Source organism: Pseudomonas sp. 203-8 (assembly GCF_020708595.1).
GTDB classification, from domain to species: Bacteria; Pseudomonadota; Gammaproteobacteria; order Pseudomonadales; family Pseudomonadaceae; genus Pseudomonas; species Pseudomonas aeruginosa.
In genome coordinates, this window is record NZ_JAJFDF010000010.1 from 367,744 (window position 1) to 385,449 (window position 17,706).

General features: G+C 68.6%; 16 protein-coding genes. 12 read left to right on the plus strand and 4 right to left on the minus strand.

Annotated features, from left to right (window positions below; all coding sequences use genetic code 11):
• Window positions 1–38: 38 nt before the first annotated feature.
• The 7 genes from hmgA to bdhA all read left to right on the plus strand — a co-directional run bounded on the left by hmgA (window position 39) and on the right by bdhA (window position 8,684).
• Window positions 39–1,337, plus strand: a complete 1,299-nt coding sequence (hmgA, locus tag LJF27_RS24410) for a homogentisate 1,2-dioxygenase (RefSeq protein WP_003100397.1) — start codon at window positions 39–41, stop codon at window positions 1,335–1,337.
• Between the two features lie 4 nt (window positions 1,338–1,341).
• Window positions 1,342–2,640: a fumarylacetoacetase gene (gene fahA / locus LJF27_RS24415; RefSeq protein ID WP_003120210.1), complete on the plus strand. Its 1,299-nt coding sequence runs from the start codon at window positions 1,342–1,344 to the stop codon at window positions 2,638–2,640.
• Complete coding sequence (maiA, locus tag LJF27_RS24420; protein WP_003128823.1) at window positions 2,637–3,275, plus strand: maleylacetoacetate isomerase; 639 nt, start codon at window positions 2,637–2,639, stop codon at window positions 3,273–3,275. Before fahA ends, maiA begins: the two co-directional genes overlap by 4 nt.
• Before the next feature lie 84 nt (window positions 3,276–3,359).
• Window positions 3,360–4,712: an MFS transporter gene (locus LJF27_RS24425; protein ID WP_003088580.1), complete on the plus strand. Its 1,353-nt coding sequence runs from the start codon at window positions 3,360–3,362 to the stop codon at window positions 4,710–4,712.
• Window positions 4,713–4,780: 68 nt separating this feature from the next.
• Window positions 4,781–6,211 carry a sigma-54-dependent transcriptional regulator HbcR gene (gene hbcR / locus LJF27_RS24430; protein WP_003124729.1) on the plus strand — a complete coding sequence of 477 codons (1,431 nt, stop codon included), beginning with the start codon at window positions 4,781–4,783 and terminating at the stop codon, window positions 6,209–6,211.
• A gap of 277 nt (window positions 6,212–6,488) precedes the next feature.
• Entirely contained in the window at window positions 6,489–7,880 is a 1,392-nt protein-coding gene (locus LJF27_RS24435) for a GntP family permease (protein WP_003124730.1), read from the plus strand.
• A 33-nt stretch (window positions 7,881–7,913) separates the two neighbouring features.
• Complete coding sequence (gene bdhA, locus LJF27_RS24440) at window positions 7,914–8,684, plus strand: 3-hydroxybutyrate dehydrogenase (protein ID WP_023116593.1); 771 nt, start codon at window positions 7,914–7,916, stop codon at window positions 8,682–8,684.
• A gap of 200 nt (window positions 8,685–8,884) precedes the next feature.
• Here bdhA and LJF27_RS24445 read toward each other — a convergent pair whose 3' ends face one another.
• The 4 genes from LJF27_RS24445 to LJF27_RS24460 all read right to left on the minus strand — a co-directional run bounded on the left by LJF27_RS24445 (window position 8,885) and on the right by LJF27_RS24460 (window position 13,242).
• Window positions 8,885–10,309 (minus strand): short-chain fatty acid transporter, encoded by a 1,425-nt coding sequence (locus LJF27_RS24445; RefSeq protein WP_003088572.1) that lies wholly within the window; start codon window positions 10,307–10,309, stop codon window positions 8,885–8,887.
• A gap of 212 nt (window positions 10,310–10,521) precedes the next feature.
• Window positions 10,522–11,703 carry an acetyl-CoA C-acetyltransferase gene (locus tag LJF27_RS24450; protein ID WP_003121716.1) on the minus strand — a complete coding sequence of 394 codons (1,182 nt, stop codon included), beginning with the start codon at window positions 11,701–11,703 and terminating at the stop codon, window positions 10,522–10,524.
• A gap of 149 nt (window positions 11,704–11,852) precedes the next feature.
• Entirely contained in the window at window positions 11,853–12,509 is a 657-nt protein-coding gene (locus LJF27_RS24455) for a CoA transferase subunit B (RefSeq protein WP_003088567.1), read from the minus strand.
• A 34-nt stretch (window positions 12,510–12,543) separates the two neighbouring features.
• On the minus strand, window positions 12,544–13,242 hold the full coding sequence (locus tag LJF27_RS24460; RefSeq protein WP_003088566.1) for a CoA transferase subunit A: 699 nt from the start codon (window positions 13,240–13,242) through the stop codon (window positions 12,544–12,546).
• A gap of 131 nt (window positions 13,243–13,373) precedes the next feature.
• Between LJF27_RS24460 and LJF27_RS24465 the strand changes: the two genes are divergently transcribed.
• The 5 genes from LJF27_RS24465 to LJF27_RS24485 all read left to right on the plus strand — a co-directional run bounded on the left by LJF27_RS24465 (window position 13,374) and on the right by LJF27_RS24485 (window position 17,588).
• A complete protein-coding gene (locus LJF27_RS24465; RefSeq protein WP_003450419.1) occupies window positions 13,374–14,294 on the plus strand; it encodes a LysR family transcriptional regulator in 921 nt (306 codons plus the stop codon).
• A 67-nt stretch (window positions 14,295–14,361) separates the two neighbouring features.
• Window positions 14,362–16,317 carry an acetoacetate--CoA ligase gene (locus LJF27_RS24470; RefSeq protein ID WP_003450416.1) on the plus strand — a complete coding sequence of 652 codons (1,956 nt, stop codon included), beginning with the start codon at window positions 14,362–14,364 and terminating at the stop codon, window positions 16,315–16,317.
• A 57-nt stretch (window positions 16,318–16,374) separates the two neighbouring features.
• Complete coding sequence (locus tag LJF27_RS24475; protein ID WP_003088559.1) at window positions 16,375–16,653, plus strand: peptidylprolyl isomerase; 279 nt, start codon at window positions 16,375–16,377, stop codon at window positions 16,651–16,653.
• A gap of 18 nt (window positions 16,654–16,671) precedes the next feature.
• Window positions 16,672–17,028 (plus strand): MmcQ/YjbR family DNA-binding protein, encoded by a 357-nt coding sequence (locus LJF27_RS24480; RefSeq protein ID WP_003450413.1) that lies wholly within the window; start codon window positions 16,672–16,674, stop codon window positions 17,026–17,028.
• Window positions 17,025–17,588, plus strand: a complete 564-nt coding sequence (locus LJF27_RS24485; protein WP_003088555.1) for a putative glycolipid-binding domain-containing protein — start codon at window positions 17,025–17,027, stop codon at window positions 17,586–17,588. Before LJF27_RS24480 ends, LJF27_RS24485 begins: the two co-directional genes overlap by 4 nt.
• The last annotated feature ends 118 nt before the right edge of the window (window positions 17,589–17,706 follow it).

Below are 17,706 nucleotides of genomic sequence, written 5' to 3' on the forward strand. Positions count from 1 at the left end.
ATCGGCGGCAAGCTGCCCCCACTCCCCGGAGGCCTCAGATGAACCTCGACTCCACTGCCCTCGCCTATCAATCGGGCTTCGGCAACGAATTCAGCAGCGAAGCGCTCCCCGGCGCCCTGCCGGTCGGCCAGAACTCCCCGCAGAAAGCGCCCTACGGCCTGTACGCCGAACTGCTCTCCGGCACCGCCTTCACCATGGCTCGCAGCGAGGCCCGGCGCACCTGGCTGTACCGCATCACGCCGTCGGCCAAGCATCCGCCGTTCCGCCGCCTGGAACGACAGATCGCCGGTGCCGAACTGGATGCGCCGACTCCCAACCGCCTGCGCTGGGACCCGCTGGCACTGCCCGAGCAGCCCACCGACTTCCTCGACGGCCTGCTGCGCATGGCCGCCAACGCGCCCGGCGACAAGCCCGCCGGCGTGAGCATCTACCAGTACCTGGCCAACCGCTCGATGGAGCGTTGCTTCTACGACGCCGATGGCGAACTGCTGCTGGTCCCGCAATTGGGCCGTCTGCGCCTGTGCACCGAACTCGGCGCGCTGCAAGTCGAACCGCTGGAGATCGCGGTGATCCCGCGCGGGATGAAGTTCCGCGTCGAGCTGCTCGACGGCGAGGCACGCGGCTATATCGCCGAGAACCACGGCGCGCCGCTGCGCCTGCCCGACCTCGGCCCGATCGGCAGCAATGGCCTGGCCAATCCGCGCGACTTCCTGACCCCGGTGGCGCGCTACGAGGACAGCCGCCAGCCGCTGCAACTGGTGCAGAAATACCTCGGCGAGCTGTGGGCCTGCGAGCTTGACCACTCGCCGCTGGACGTGGTCGCCTGGCACGGCAACAACGTGCCCTACAAGTACGACCTGCGCCGCTTCAACACCATCGGCACGGTCAGCTTCGACCACCCGGACCCGTCGATCTTCACCGTGCTGACCTCCCCCACCAGCGTCCCCGGCCTGGCCAACATCGACTTCGTGATCTTCCCGCCGCGCTGGATGGTGGCCGAGAACACCTTCCGTCCGCCATGGTTCCACCGCAACCTGATGAACGAATTCATGGGCCTGATCCAGGGCGCCTATGACGCCAAGGCCGGCGGCTTCGTGCCCGGCGGCGCCTCGCTGCACAGTTGCATGAGCGCCCACGGCCCGGACGCGGAAAGCTGCGACAAGGCCATCGCCGCCGACCTCAAGCCGCACAGGATCGACCAGACCATGGCCTTCATGTTCGAGACCAGCCAGGTCCTCCGGCCGAGCCGTGCCGCCCTCGAGACGCCGGCCCTGCAGAATGACTACGATGCCTGCTGGGCGTCGCTCGTATCCACCTTCAACCCGCAACGGAGATAACCCCATGAACCAGCCAACCCCCACTCGTAGCTGGGTCGCCTCCGCCAATGGGCATGCCGACTTTCCCCTGCAAAACCTGCCGCTGGGCATCTTCAGCCGTGCCGGCCTGAGCCCGCGTTGCGGCGTGGCCATCGGCGACTCGATCCTAGACCTGGACGCGGCGCTGGCCGCCGGGCTGTTCGAGGGTGCCGCCGGCGAAGCCGCCGAAGCCACCCGCGGCGGCGCGCTGAACGCCTTCTTCGCCCTCGGCAAGCCGGCCCGCGTGGCGCTGCGCCAGCGCCTGCTGGAGCTGCTCGGCGAAGGCGCCGCGGAGCGCCCGGAACTGCTCCATCCGGCCGCCGAGTGCCAAATGCACCTACCGGCCAGGATCGGCGACTACACCGACTTCTACGTCGGCATCCGCCATGCCGAGAACGTCGGCAAGCTGTTCCGCCCGGACAACCCGCTGCTGCCCAACTACAAGCACGTGCCCATCGGCTACCACGGCCGCGCCTCGACCGTGCGCGTCTCCGGCAGCGAAGTGCGCCGGCCCAACGGCCAGACCCTGCCGGCCGGCGCCAGCGAGCCGGTGTTCGGTCCCTGTGCGCGTCTGGACTACGAACTGGAGCTAGGCATCTGGATCGGCCAGGGCAACGCCCTCGGCGAAGCCATCCCGGTTTCCCGCGCCGCCGAGCACATCGCCGGCTTCTGTCTGCTCAACGACTGGTCGGCGCGCGACATCCAGGCCTGGGAATACCAGCCGCTCGGCCCGTTCCTGTCGAAGAGCTTCATCACCAGCGTTTCGCCCTGGGTGGTCACCGCCGAAGCCCTGGAGCCGTTCCGCCGCGCCCAGCCAGCGCGCCCCGAAGGCGACCCGCGGCCGCTGCCGTATCTTTACGACGACAACGACCAGGCCCACGGCGCCTTCGACATCGAGCTGGAGGTCCTGCTGCTCACCGAGGGCCTGCGCGAGAAAGGCCTGCCGCCGCAGCGCCTGACCCTGAGCAACAGCCTGAGCATGTACTGGACGGTGGCGCAGATGGTCGCCCACCACAGCGTCAATGGCTGCCAGTTGCAGCCCGGCGACCTGTTCGGCTCCGGCACCCTGTCCGGCGCCGAGCCCGGCCAGTTCGGCTCGCTGCTGGAGATCACCGCTGGCGGCAAGCAGCCGGTGCAACTGGCCTCCGGCGAGACCCGGCGCTTCCTCGAGGACGGCGACGAGGTCATCCTCCGCGCCCGCTGCAAGCGCGAGGGACACGTCTCGATCGGTTTCGGCGAATGTCGCGGCAAAGTGCTCGCGGCCCATCCGGGGGCGCGCGGATGAAGCTCTATACCTACTACCGTTCCACCTCCTCCTACCGGGTGCGCATCGCCCTGGCGCTGAAGGGGCTGGACTACCAGTCGCTGCCGGTCAACCTGGTCCGCGACGGCGGCGAACACCGCCAACCCGCCTACCTGGCGCTCAACCCGCAGGGCCGCGTACCGGCCCTGCAGGTCGACGAGGGCGAGCTGCTGATCCAGTCGCCGGCGATCATCGAGTACCTCGAGGAGCGCTACCCGCACCCCGCCCTGCTCTCCAGCGATCCGCTGCGCCGCGCCCACGAGCGCGGAGTCGCGGCGCTGGTCGGCTGCGACATCCACCCGTTGCACAACGCCAGCGTGCTCAACCTGCTGCGCCAGTGGGGACACGACGAAGAGCAGGTCCGGCAGTGGATCGGCCACTGGGTCGGCCAGGGTCTCGCCGCCGTCGAGCAACTGATCGGCGACCAGGGTTGGTGCTTCGGCGACCGGCCAGGCCTGGCCGACGTCTACCTGGTCCCGCAGCTCTACGCCGCCGAGCGCTTCGGCGTGGCGCTGGACGCCTGGCCACGGATCCGCCGGGTCGCCGACCTGGCCGCCGCCCATCCGGCGTTCCGCCAGGCCCATCCGGCCAACCAGCCGGACACCCCGGCCGCCTGAGGGACCGCAGAGTCCCGCTCCTGAAGATAAAGGGGGGCGTCCGCCGGACGCCCCATCACCAATAAGAACCTCAGGTACCTTGCGATGCACAACCAGATCGCCAGCTTTCGCGCGGCGCTCGACGCGCGCCCCGTGTCCCGCTACCAGTGGCTGTTGCTGCTGCTCCTCGCCCTGTTGCTGGTCACCGATGGCTACGATGCCCAGGTGCTCGGCTACGTGGTGCCGACCCTGGCCCAGGAATGGGGCCTGGACAAGGCCGCGTTCGGCCCGGTGTTCAGCGCCAACCTGTTCGGCCTGACCGTCGGTTCGCTGCTGGTGACGCCGCTGGCGGACCGCTTCGGCATCCGCCGGGTGCTGCTCTGCTGCGTGCTGATCTACGCCAGCCTGACCGTCCTGATGGTCTTCGCCGGTTCCCTGGAAAGCCTGATGCTGGCGCGCTTCGTCTGCGGCATCGGAATGGGCGGGGCGATGCCCAGCGCCATGGCGCTGATGGCCGAGTATTCGCCACCGCGCCTGCGTACCCTGATGGTCACCCTGGCGGCCTGCGGTTTCTCCTTCGGCGGCGCCGCCGGCGGTTTCGTCGCCGCCGCCTTCATGGACGGCTTCGGCTGGCAGGCGGTGTTCCTCGCCGGCGGCGTCACCCCGTTGCTGCTGTTCCCCTTCCTCCTCCTGTTCCTGCCGGAGTCGCTGCCGCGCCTGCTCCGCGACGCACCGCCCTATGCCCGCCTACGCCAGCTCAGCGAGCGCATGGCGCCGGGCTGGCAGCCGCCGCCGGCACAAGCCGACGCCGAGCCGGCGGCGAGCCTGACCGTGCTGGAGCTGTTCCGCCACGGTTACGCGCGGCCGACCCTGCTGCTCTGGGCGACCTTCTTCGTCAGCCTGATCCTGCTCTACTTCATGGTCAGCTGGCTGCCCTCGCTGCTCCAGGAAAGCGGCCTGACACGCAATGCGGCGAACCTGGCGACCTCGATGTTCCTCTTCGCCGGCACCCTCGGCGCGATGCTCCTGGCCTGGCTCGCCGACCGCCTGCGCAGCAAGGTCCGCCTGCTGGCGGCGATTCTCGCCGGCGCCGCGCTGTTCACCCTGCTCCTCGGCCTCAACCACGACCAGCCGCGCTGGCTGCTGGCGTTCGTCTTCGCCGCCGGCTTCTGCATCATCGGCGGGCAGTTGACCCTGAACGCCTTCGCCAGCAACTTCTACCCGGCCCAGGTACGCGCCACCGGCACCGGCTGGGCGCTGGGCGTGGGCCGCTTCGGTTCGATCCTCGGCCCACTGTTCGGCAGCCTGCTGCTGGGCATGCACATATCCGTGGAGAACATCTTCATGCTTGCGGCGATTCCCGCCGGGCTCGCCGCGCTACTGATCCTCCAGGTCCGCTCGCCCGCCGCCCAGGCGCAGCGGGAAAGCGCCGCCGCGCTGGCCGTCGAGGAATCCTGAGCCTTCACCGCGAGCGGCTTCCCGGCTACAGTGGCGGCCCGTTTCGCCGTCCGCCGCAGGAGCCGCCGATGAACGACGCCGACAGCCTCCAGGATTACCAACGCGTACGCCAGCAGGCGATCCGTTCGCTGTTCGAGATCGTCGAAGGCTCCAGCGAAGGCACGGTGATCGTCGACCGCGAGGCCCGCATCGTCTGGATCAACCAGCGCTACGCCCAGCGTTTCGGCCTCGCCGACCCGGCGCAGGCTATCGGCCGGCCCTGCGAAAGCGTGATCCCCGGTAGCCTGCTGCGCGAGGTGGTAGGCAGCGGCAAGCCGATCCTGCTGGACATGATGGATAGCGCGAAGGACCCGCTGGTGGTGATGCGCCTGCCGATCCACGACGACGCCGGCGAAGTGATCGGCGCCATCGGCTTCGCCCTGCTCGACGAACTGCGTTCGCTGTCGCCGCTGGTGACCCGCTACCTGAGCATGCAGCGCGAACTGGCCTCGACCCGCTCGCAATTGCAGGCGCGCCAGGCCAAGTACAGCTTCAGCCACTTCGTCGGTACCAGTCCGGCCAGCCTGGAAGTCAAGCGCCGCGCCCGTCGTGGCGCGGCCAGCGAAGCGCCGGTGCTGTTGCTCGGCGAGACCGGCACCGGCAAGGAACTGCTCGCCCACGCCATCCACAGCGCTTCGCCGCGGGCGCACAAGGCCTTCGTCAGCGTGAACGCCGCGGCGATCCCGGAAAGCCTGCTGGAGGCCGAATTCTTCGGTACCGCCCCGGGGGCCTTCACCGGTGCCGAGCGCAAGGGCCGGCCAGGCAAGTTGCAGGTGGCCCAGGGCGGCACGTTGTTCCTCGACGAGATCGGCGACATGCCGCTGGCCTTGCAAGGCAAGCTGTTGCGCGTGCTACAGGAGAAAGAGTTCGAAGCGGTGGGTTCCAACGAAGTGATCCGCAGCGACATCCGCCTGGTCGCCGCCACTTCCATCGACCTGCAGCAGGCGATGCGCGAAGGCCGTTTCCGCGCTGACCTCTACTACCGACTGAACGTCCTGCCGATCGAGATCCCGCCGTTGCGCCAGCGCCTGGACGACCTCCCGGCGCTCTGCGAGTCGATCCTCGACAGCCTCGACCACGGCCGTCTCCACGAACTCGGCGGCGACGCCCTGGCGCTGCTCGCCCGGCATGCCTGGCCGGGCAACGTCCGCGAACTGCGCAACGTGCTGGAACGCGCGCTGCTGCTGGCCGACCAACCGTTGCTGGACGCCGCCGCCCTCGGCGCGGCGCTGGGCCCCCTGCAACCGCTGCCGGAGCTGCCTCGAGCGGCGGACGACAGGCCGGTCGGGGATTTCCAACAGGCCCGCGAAGCCTTCGAGCGCGACCTGATCGGACGGGCCCTGGCGCAGAGTGCCGGCAATGTGGTGGAAGCGGCGAAACGCCTGGGCCTGGGTCGCTCGACCCTGTACAAGAAGATCATGGCGCTGGGCATGCGTCTCGATAACGGGACCCATCTCTAAATAGAGACGAACTGAGATCTGCATAGCCACGGAACTTTCGCTCGATTACGTCTCCATTTTGAGACAACGCTATTCCCCACGCTCCCCTTCGTCTCGCCGCAGCCCGCGAAAACCGCGATTCTGGGGCCTGGCACGGTTATCGCAATGTGCCTTTCCGACGGCCCTGCCCCGTTCCAGGCCGTCACGCCGGTGCCCGCACCGTTCGACAACAAGAAACAGGCCCGGAGCGCCCTTCCCCATGCGGAGCGCGCCCCGCAGCGCCGTGGAGATATGCCCGATGAGCGTGATCATCGCCCTTGCCGCCCTGGGCCTGCTGATGCTGGCCGCCTACCGCGGCTACAGCGTCATCCTGTTCGCCCCCCTCGCCGCCCTCGGCGCCGTCCTGCTCACCGATCCCAGCGCGGTCGCGCCGACCTTCACCGGGGTGTTCATGGAGAAGATGGTCGGTTTCATCAAGCTCTACTTCCCGGTTTTCCTGCTTGGCGCGGTGTTCGGCAAGCTGATCGAGCTGGCCGGCTTCTCCCGCTCCATCGTCGCGGCGGCGATCCGCCTGCTCGGCACCCGCCAGGCGATGCTGGCGATCGTACTGGTCTGCGCGCTGCTCACCTACGGCGGCGTCTCGCTGTTCGTGGTGGTGTTCGCGGTCTACCCGTTCGCCGCGGAGATGTTCCGCCAGAGCGACATCCCCAAGCGATTGATTCCGGCGACCATCGCCCTCGGCGCGTTTTCCTTCACCATGGACGCGCTGCCCGGCACCCCGCAGATCCAGAACATCATCCCCTCGACCTTCTTCGGCACCCACGCCTGGGCCGCGCCCTGGCTCGGCACCCTCGGCGCGCTGTTCGTCTTCGCCGTGGGCATGCTCTACCTGCGACGCCAGGCGAACAAGGCGCGGCGCAACGGCGAAGGCTACGGCAGCGACCTGCGCAACGAGCCGGAGACCGCCGATGACCTGCGCCTGCCGAATCCCTGGCTGGCGCTCTCGCCGCTGGTGCTGGTCGGGGTCGCCAACCTGCTGTTCACCCACTGGATCCCGCAATGGTACGGCCAGGTCCATACCCTGCAACTGGCCGGCATGGCCACGCCGTTGCAGACCGAGGTCGGCAAGCTCACCGCGATCTGGGCAGTGCAGGCGGCCCTGCTGCTGGGCATCCTGCTGGTGCTGGCGAGCGGTTTCGCGGCGATCCGCAGCCGCCTCGCCGAAGGCACCCGCAGCGCGGTGGCCGGCTCGCTGCTGGCGGCGATGAACACCGCCTCGGAATACGGCTTCGGCGCGGTGATCGCCTCGCTGCCGGGTTTCCTGGTGCTGGCCGACGCGCTCAAGAGCATTCCCAATCCGCTGGTCAACGAAGCGATCACCGTCACCCTGCTGGCCGGCATCACCGGTTCCGCGTCGGGCGGCATGAGCATCGCCCTGGCGGCGATGTCCGATACCTTCATCGCCGCCGCCAACGCCGCGCAGATCCCCCTGGAAGTCCTCCACCGGGTCGCCGCCATGGCCAGCGGAGGGATGGATACCCTGCCGCACAACGGCGCGGTGATCACCCTCCTGGCGGTCACCGGCCTGACCCATCGGGAGGCGTACAAGGACATTTTCGGTATTACCCTGATCAAGACCCTGGCGGTGTTCTTCGTCATCGGGCTGTTCTACGCCACCGGCCTGGTCTGATCCGCCCTTTTTTCATCCAGCGGGAGAAACAGCATGACCCTGAAAGGCAAGACCGCCCTGGTCACCGGTTCCACCAGCGGCATCGGCCTGGGCATCGCCCTGAGCCTGGCCGAGGCCGGCGCCGACCTGCTCCTCAACGGCTTCGGCGAGGTCGACGCGGCACTGGCGCAGGTCCGCGCCCGCGGCGTGCGCGCAGAGCACCACCCGGCCGACCTCTCCAGCCCGGAGCAGATCGCCGAACTGATGGCCTTCGCCGAGCGGACCTTCGGCGGCGTCGACATCCTCGTCAACAACGCCGGCATCCAGTACGTGGCGCCGGTGCAGGAATTCCCCACGGAACGCTGGGACGCGATCATCGCGATCAACCTGTCCTCAGTGTTCCATACCACCCGCCTGGCCCTGCCGGGCATGCTCGCGCGCGGCTGGGGGCGGATCGTCAACATCGCCTCGACCCACGGCCTGGTCGCCTCGGCCGGGAAGAGCGCCTACGTCGCCGCCAAGCATGGCGTGCTCGGCCTGACCAAGAGTGTGGCGCTGGAAACGGCGCGCACGCCGGTGACCTGCAACGCCATCTGCCCCGGCTGGGTGCTGACCCCGCTGGTGCAGAAGCAGATCGACGCGCGCATCGCCGAGGGCGTCTCGCCCGAACAGGCGGAACATGACCTGCTGGCGGAAAAGCAACCCTCGCTGGCCTTCGTCACCCCCGAGCAACTCGGCGGACTGACGCTGTTCCTTTGCAGCGAAGCCGCCGACCAGGTGCGCGGCGCGGCCTGGAACATGGATGGCGGCTGGGTGGCGCAGTAGCCGGGGCGGCCAGCCTCTCCCCAGACCCTCTCCCTGAAGGGAGAGGGAACCATCCGGAGTTCGCCCGCCCCATTGCGTAGGGCGGATAACGCCACAGGCGTTATCCGCCGTTACCTCGTTTCCCGGCGCGGCTACCCTCTCCCCAACCTTCGCCCTTCAGGGAGAGGAAGTTATCGGGGCCAGGTCGGTCCGCCGACGCGCTACGGCATCACCGGCGGGATGTACGCCAGGGTGCTGCCCAGGGCCCAGAGCAGCACCAGCACCAGCGGGATGTGCACCAGCAACTGGACGAACGAGAAGCCGATCAGGTCGCGCGCCTTCAGCCCCAGCACGCCGAGTAACGGCAGCATGTAGAACGGGTTGATCAGGTTCGGCAGCGCCTCGGCGGCGTTGTAGATCTGCACCGCCCAGCCGAGGTGGTATTGCAGCTCGTTGGCCACCTGCATCACGTACGGCGCCTCGATGATCCACTTGCCGCCGCCGGAGGGAATGAAGAAGCCCAGCACCGCCGAGTACACGCCCATCAGCAGCGCGTAGGTGTCGTGGGAGGCGATCTGTACGAAGAAGGTCGAGATATGGTGGGCCAGGGTCTCGCCGTCGCTGCCGTTGACCGTGGTCATGATCGCCGCGATCGAGCCGTACAGCGGGAACTGGATCAGCACCCCGGTGGTGGTCGGCACCGCGCGCGCCACCGCGTCGAGGAAGCTGCGCGGGCGCCAGTGCAGCAACGCGCCGAGCATCAGGAACAGCAGGTTATAGGTGTTCAACCCGGAGATCGCCAGGATCGCCGGCTTGGTCGAGAACTCGTGGACCAGCCAGCCGCCGGCCAGCAGTACCAGCAGGATGATCAGCAACGGGCTGTGCTCCAGCCACTCGCCGGGCCGGGTCGGCGCCAGCCTGGCCGGAGCGGTGAAGCTCACGTCGACCCCGCAATCCTTGGCGTCGCGGGCGCTGGCGGCGCTCGGCGCGGTCATGTAGGCGATCACCAGCGAGACCAGGATCAGCGCCAGCAGCATGACCCCGGACTGCCAGAGGAAGATGGTCTCGGTGAACGGGATCACCCCGGTGATCGCCAGGATCGACGGTGGCAGGCTGGCCGGGTTGGCCTGCAACTGCGCGGCCGACGACGACAGGCCCAGCGCCCACACCGCGCCCAGCCCGAGGTAGGCCGCGGCGCCGGCGGCGCGATAGTCCATGCGCAGGTCGCTGCGGCGCGCCAGGGCGCGTACCAGCAGGCCGCCGAAGACCAGGCTGAGGCCCCAGTTGAGCAGCGAGGCGAGCATCGACACCAGCGCCACCCAGCAGACCGCCGAGCGGCCATTCTTCGGCACCCGCGCGAGCAGGTCGATGAGACGCGAGGCGGGGCCTGAACTGGCCACCACATAGCCGCCGATGACCACGAAGGCCATCTGCATGGTGAACGGGATCAGGCTCCAGAAACCGTCGCCGAAGGCTTTCGCCGTGGCGGTCGGTCCGGCGCCCATGGCCAGCGCGGCCAGGCTGACGATGAGGATGGCCAGGGCGGCGAACACCCAGGAGTCGGGAAACCAGCGCTCGGCCCAGTTCGAGCAACGCATGGCAAAGCGCGCGGAGCGGCTTTCTTGGATGGGAAGGATAGCGGTCATCGCGGATTCTCTCGGTTTTATTGTTATTCGGCGACTACGGGGCCGCCTGTGTGTGCTACGGCTCCCTGGGCACCCGGTCGTCCCGAGGGGCGGAACGGTACGGGGCCGGTCGGACGGTCAAGGCCGTCCGCCGCTCGTTCCCTGGACACGAGCGCGCCATGCCCCCGCGAAAGGACATGGCGCGATCACGCCGCGAGCGGCAGGTCGATGGATCAGTCGCGGGCCAGGGTCAGGGCGACGCCCTGCCCGCCGCCGATGCACAGGGTGGCGAGGCCCTTCTTCGCGTCGCGACGGATCATCTCGTGCAGCAGGGTCACCAGCACCCGGCAGCCGGACGCGCCGATCGGGTGGCCAAGGGCGATGGCGCCGCCGTTGACGTTGACCCTGGCGGCATCCCAGCCCAGTTCCCGGCCCACCGCCAGGGACTGCGCGGCGAAGGCCTCGTTGGCCTCGATCAGGTCCAGTTGCTCCAGGCTCCAGCCGGCCTTGTCGAGCGCGCGACGGGTGGCGGAGACCGGGCCGATGCCCATGATCGCCGGGTCGACCCCGGCGCTGGCGTAGCTGGCGATCCGCGCCAGCACCGGCAGGCCCAGGGCCTTGGCCTTGGCCGCGCTCATCAGCAATACCGCGGCGGCGCCGTCGTTGAGGCTGGAGGCGTTGCCGGCGGTGACGCTGCCGTCCTTCCTGAAGGCCGGCTTGAGCTTGGCCAGGGCCTCGACGGTGGTGCCGGCGCGCGGCTGCTCGTCGGTATCGAAGCTCAGCGGCTCGCCCTTGCGCTGCGGGACCTGGATCGGCGTGATCTCGTCGCGGAAGCGCCCGCCCTCGATGGCGGCGATGGCCTTCTGCTGCGAAGCGGCGGCGAAGGCGTCCTGCTCCTCGCGGGTCAGGCCGTACTTCTCCGCCAGGTTCTCGGCGGTGATGCCCATGTGGTAGTCGTTGAAGGCGTCCCACAGGCCGTCCTCGATCATGCTGTCGACCAGCTTCGCATGGCCCATGCGCAGGCCGGTGCGGGCGCCGGGCATGACGTAGGGCGCCAGGCTCATGTTCTCCTGGCCGCCGGCGACGATCACCTCGGCGTCGCCGCAGCGGATCGCCTGGGCGCCCAGATGCAGGGCCTTGAGGCCGGAGCCGCAGACCTTGTTCAGGGTCATGGCCGGCACGCCGACCGGCAGGCCGGCCTTGATCGCCGCCTGGCGCGCCGGGTTCTGCCCGGACCCGGCGGTGAGCACCTGGCCGAGGATCACTTCGTCGACCTGGCCGGCATCGAGACCGGTCTGTTCGAGCAGGCGGCGGATCACCGCGGCGCCCAGCTCGGGGGCGGGAATGCCGGCCAGCGAGCCCTGGAAGCTGCCGACGGCGGTACGGGTAGCGGCGACGATGACGACGTCTTGCATGGATGGTTCTCCTGGATTCGCCCGTGGCCGGGCCGAATCGCTGCGGGTGGACGTAGGCGGTGCGACAGGCTCCTATCCTACGCCCTCTGGAAAGGACGGTCCGCGCGGCCGGCGCCTTGCGTGGAGGCGCCGGCCGCGCGGGCCGCGATTCAGAAACTCATTTCCGGCACGTGCTCGGGGACGATCAGCTTGCCGGCGGTCTTCGCCACGATCTCCTCGACGCTGACCCCGGGGGCGCGCTCGCGGAGGATGAAGGCGCCGTCCTCGATCTCCAGGTAGGCCAGGTCGGTGAGCACCTTGCGAATGCAGCCGCAACCGGTCAGCGGCAGGGTGCAGTACGGCAGCAGCTTGGACTCGCCGTCCTTGGAGGCGTGGGTCATGGTGACGATGATGTTCTCGGCGCCGGCCACCAGGTCCATGGCGCCGCCCATGCCCTTGACCAGCTTGCCGGGGATCATCCAGGAGGCGATGTTGCCGCGCACGTCCACCTCGAAGGCACCGAGCACGGTGAGGTCGACGTGGCCGCCACGGATCATGGCGAAGGACTGCGCCGAGTCGAAGATCGACGCGCCGACGCGGGCGGTCACGGTCTGCTTGCCGGCGTTGATCATGTCGGCGTCGACTTCCGCCTCGCTGGGGAACGCGCCCATGCCGAGCAGGCCGTTCTCCGACTGGAGCATGACGTCGATGCCTTCCGGCACGTAGTTGGCCACCAGGGTCGGGATGCCGATGCCGAGGTTGACGTAGTAGCCGTCCTTCAATTCGCGCGCCACGCGCTGCGCCATCTGTTCGCGGGTAAGTGCCATCTGGGGAAACCTCTTGTCGTTGTAGCGGCCGCCGTCAGGCGCGCAGCGTGCGTTTCTCGATGCGTTTCTCGAAGCGACCCTGGATGATCCGGTCGACGTAGATGCCGGGGGTGTGGATCTGCGTCGGGTCCAGTTCGCCGGGCTCGACGATCTCCTCCACCTCGACCACCGTGATGCGCCCGGCGGTGGCGACCAGCGGGTTGAAGTTCTGCGCGGTGTGGCGATAGACGACGTTGCCGAAATGGTCGGCCTTCCAGCCCTTGACGATGGCGAAGTCGCCGGTGATGGCCGGTTCGAGGATGTAGTGGCGGCCATTGAACTCGCGCGCCTCCTTGCCCTCGGCGACCGGGGTGCCGTAGCCGGTGGCGGTGAAGAAGGCCGGGATGCCGGCGCCGCCGGCGCGGATCTTCTCGGCCAGCGAGCCTTGCGGGGTCAGTTCGACTTCCAGCTCGCCACTGAGCAGTTGTTGCTCGAACAGGGCGTTCTCGCCGACATAGGAGGCGATCATCTTGCGGATCTGCCGGTCTTCCAGCAGCACGCCGAGGCCGAAACCGTCGACGCCGCAGTTGTTCGAGACCACCGTGAGGTCTCTGACCCCGCGCCGGCGGATTTCCGCGATCAGGTTCTCGGGAATCCCGCAGAGGCCGAAGCCCCCGGCGAGGACGGTCATGCCGTCGGTCAGGCCTTCGAGGGCCTCTTCGTAACTGCCTACTCGCTTGTCGAGTCCGCTCATGCTGCTGTGCCTCTTCCGGCTCTTGTGATTGTGCGTGCGGCAGTCTGACTGCCGGGTCGCACAGAGCTTCTCCGCTGCGGACTGATTTGTTAAGTTTGTTTTTCCAATCCATTGATGAGAAAAACAAATAAATGACCGTCAAGCAGTTGCGCGCCTTCCTCGCCGTGGCGCAGAGCCTCAGCTTCGCCCAGGCCGGCGAACGCCTGCACCTCTCCCAGCCGGCCCTGAGCCTGGCGATCAAGAGCCTGGAGGAAAGCCTCGGCGGTCCGCTGCTGGAACGTACCACCCGCAGCGTCAGCCTCACCCCCGAGGGCGAGACCCTGCTGCCGCTGGCGCTGCGCCTGCTGGCCGACTGGGACAATACCGAGGAATTGCTGCGCCAGCACTTCACCCTGCAACTGGGCAAGGTCTCCATCGCCGCCATGCCCTCCTTCGCCGGCAACCTGCTGCCGCTGGTCTTGAAGACCTTTCGCGAACGCCACCCGCGGGTCAACGTGGCGGTGCACGACGTGATCAACGAGCAGGTGCTGGAGATGGTCCGCAACCGACGCGTCGAGCTGGGCATCGCCTTCGAGCCGGAGTCCCTGGAAAACCTCGAGTTCACCCCGTTCTACAGCGACCGCTTCGTCGCCGTGGTGCCGGCCGGCTCGCCGCTGTCCGGGCAGGAGCGGGTCAGTTGGCGCGAACTGCTCAGCGAGCCCTTCATTACCCTGCAACGCCCCTCGGCGGTGCGCCTGCTCCTGGAAGAAAGCGTGGCCGCCGAGCACGGCCGCTTGCCGGTGGCGTTCGAGAGCCACCAACTGGTCACGGTCGGGCGGATGGTCGCCCAGGGACTGGGTGTCAGCGCCGTGCCGACCCTGTGCATCCAGCAGATGCAGGAACTCGGCGCGCGCTGCCTGCCGCTCTACGCGCCGCAGGTGCAGCGACGGGTCGGCCTGCTGCGGCTGAGCGAGCACAAGCTGTCCACCGCCGCCCAGGCTCTCAGCGACGTGCTGCTGCATGGCACCGACTGGCGCTCGCTGGCGCTGCCGCAGGACCAGTCCACGGAGTGAGGCAGGCAGCGGCGGGTCCGGTTATGCTTCCTGCATGTCCCGGAACAACAACAAGGACGGACACGCCATGCCCGCACCGCTCTGGAGCCCTTCCGCCGAACGCATCGCCGCCAGTCGCATGGAGGCCTTCCGACGCTTCGTCAACCAGCGGCACGCCCTCGGCCTGGTCGACTACCCGGCGCTGCATGCCTGGAGCGTGCAGCGGCGCGAGGCGTTCTGGCAGGCCATCGTCGACTTCTTCGAGGTGCGCTTCCAGCAACCGCCGCGTGCGGTCCTCGAGGAAGGCGCGCAGATGCCCTCGGCGCGCTGGTTCCCCGGCGCCACGCTGAATTTCGCCGAACACCTGCTGCGCCGCCGCGATGATGCCCCGGCGCTGATCGCGGTGAGCGAAGACGGTCGCCGCGAGGTGCTCAGCCACGCCGAACTGGCCCGTCACGTGGCGGGCCTGCAGAAGCGCCTCGCCGCCCTGGGCATAGGCCCCGGCGACCGGGTCGCCGCGCTGATGCCGAACACCTGGCAGACCGTGGTCGGCATGCTCGCCACCGCCAGCCTCGGCGCGACCTGGTCGAGCTGCTCGCCGGACTTCGGTACCCAGGGCGTAATCGACCGCTTCGGCCAGATCGAACCGCGCGTGCTGATCGCCTGCGCCGGCTACCGCTACGCCGGCAAGTCGCTGGACCTGACCGCCAAGCTCAACGAGGTGCTCGCCGGCCTGCCCGGCCTGGAGCAACTGCTGGTGGTGCCCTACGACCGTCCGCAGGCGCAGCCGCAGGACTACCGCTGCCAGGCGCAGGTCGCGCTGTGGGACGGGTTCTACCAGGCCGAGGGCGAGCCGGTCTTCACCCCGGTGCCCTTCGAGCAGCCGCTGTACATCCTCTATTCGTCGGGCACCACCGGAGTCCCCAAATGCATCGTCCATGCCACCGGCGGCGTGCTCCTGCAACATCTCAAGGAGCACGGCCTGCACACCGACCTGGGCGACGGCGACCGGCTGTTCTACTACACCACCTGCGGCTGGATGATGTGGAACTGGCTGGCCTCCGGTCTGGCGGTGGGCGCCAGCCTGGTGCTCTACGACGGCTCGCCGTTCCACCCCGGCCCCGAGCGCCTGCTGGACCTCATCGACGCCGAGGACATCGCCGTGTTCGGCGCCAGCGCCAAGTACCTGGCGGCGCTCGAGAAGGCCGGCGTGCGCCCGCGCCACAGCCACCGCCTGGACAGCCTGAGGACACTGCTCTCCACCGGTTCGCCGCTGGCCCACGAAAGCTTCGACTACGTCTACCGCGAGCTGAAGAGCGACCTCTGCCTGTCGTCGATCTCCGGCGGCACCGACATCGTTTCCTGCTTCGCCATCGGCAACCCGGTGCTGCCGGTGTGGCGCGGCGAACTGCAATGCAAGGCGCTGGGCATGGCCGTGGAAATCTGGGACGACGACGGCCGCCGCCTCGCCAGCGGCAAGGGCGAGCTGGTCTGCACCCGGCATTTCCCGTCGATCCCGCTGGGCTTCTGGAACGACCCGGATGGCACCAGGTTCCACGACGCCTACTTCGCCAGCTTTCCCGGCGTCTGGGCCCATGGCGACTACGCCGAGGAAACCGTCCACGGCGGGCTGGTCATCCACGGCCGCTCCGACGCGGTGCTCAATCCCGGCGGCGTGCGCATCGGCACCGCGGAAATCTACCGCCAGGTGGAAAAGGTCGAGGAAGTCCTCGAGTCCATCGCCATCGGCCAGGACTGGCAGGGCGATGTGCGTGTGCTGCTGTTCGTCCGCCTGCGCGACGGCGTGCGACTCGACGAGCCGCTGCGCGAACGCATCCGCCAGACCATCCGCGCCAACGCCACGCCGCGCCACGTACCGGCGAAGATCATCCAGGTCGCCGATATCCCGCGCACCCTGAGCGGCAAGATCGTCGAGCTTGCGGTGCGCAACGTGATCCACGGCCGCCCGGTGAAGAACACCGACGCCCTGGCCAACCCGCAGGCGCTGGAGCTTTATCGCGACCTCGCCGAACTGCGCGACTGAAGCCGCGGCGAGCCTGGGCTAGAATGCGCGTTCCGTCCTACCGCAAAAGGTAATTCCATGCCCGTCGCCATGGCCCGCCACATCCTGGTCAAGACCGAAGCCGAGGCCGCGCAACTGAAGCAGCGCCTGGCCAAGGGCGAGGACTTCGCCACGCTGGCGAAGAAGCATTCGACCTGCCCGTCCGGCAAGCGCGGCGGCGACCTCGGCGAGGTGCGCCCGGGGCAGATGGTCAGGTCCATCGACAATGCCATCTTCAGGAAACCCGTGGGCGTGCTCCAGGGTCCGCTGAAGAGCCAGTTCGGCTACCATCTCCTGGAAGTGTATTTCCGCGACTGAACCGCCACCGGAGCGTCCATGACCGCCGACCAGATCGCCGCCTTCTGCCTGCAACTGCCCGGCGCCCGGGAAGACCTCAAGTGGGGTTCGAACCGGGTGTTCTCGGTGGCCGACAACAAGATGTTCGCCATCCTCGACTTCGTCGACAAGGACGGCGGCCTGGCCTTCAAGGTCGGCAGCGAGCTGTTCCTCGGCTATGTCGACCGCCCCGGCATCCGTCCGGCGCCCTACCTGGCGCGCGCGCACTGGATCGTCATGGCCCGCCCCTACCCGATGAAGGCGGCGGAGTTGCGCGAGGCCCTGGTCCGTTCCCATCAGTTGGTGGTGGCGCGCCTGCCCAGGCGCCAGCGCCTCGGCCTGGTACTCGACGCATGAGTCGCGACCGTCTGTACACCTGGGCCGGCCTGTGGCGCTCGCCGTCGTCCAGCTGGGAGGCCCTGCGCCTGGAGGACGACCAGGCGGAAAGCCAGTTGCGCGCGCCGGACGAACGCAGCGGCCTGCCCTACCAATTGGACTACCGGCTGCGCTGGGACGCCGACTGGCATCTGCGTGAGGCAGTGTTCCACGTCGAAAGCGAAACCGGGGTGCGCAAGCTGCACCTGCTCGCCGATGGCCGCGGCCACTGGCAGGACGGCGACGGCGAAGCGCTACCGGCATTCGACGGTTGCCTGGACATCGATATTTGGCCAAGCCCCTTCACCAACACTTTCCCGATCCGCCGCCTGGGCCTGGCCGATGGCCAGCGCGCGGAAATCCGCGCGCTCTACATCGAGGCCCCGGCCCTGGAGCCGCGTAGCATGCGCCAGGCCTACACCCGCCTGGACGCCAGCCACTACCTCTACGAGAACCTCGAAGGCAGCGCGTTCAAAGCGGTACTGCTGGTGGACGAACAGGGCCTGGTGATCGATTACCCGGGTCTCTTCCAGCGTCTCTGAACGCGCTAGCGCCGGGCACCGCGCGTCGCCGATAGCCCGGCGAATCCGTTAGCCTGCTTTCATTCGTCATCCGCAACGGTCATCATGGCGGACCGCGACAACCCACTGCGACCGCGTT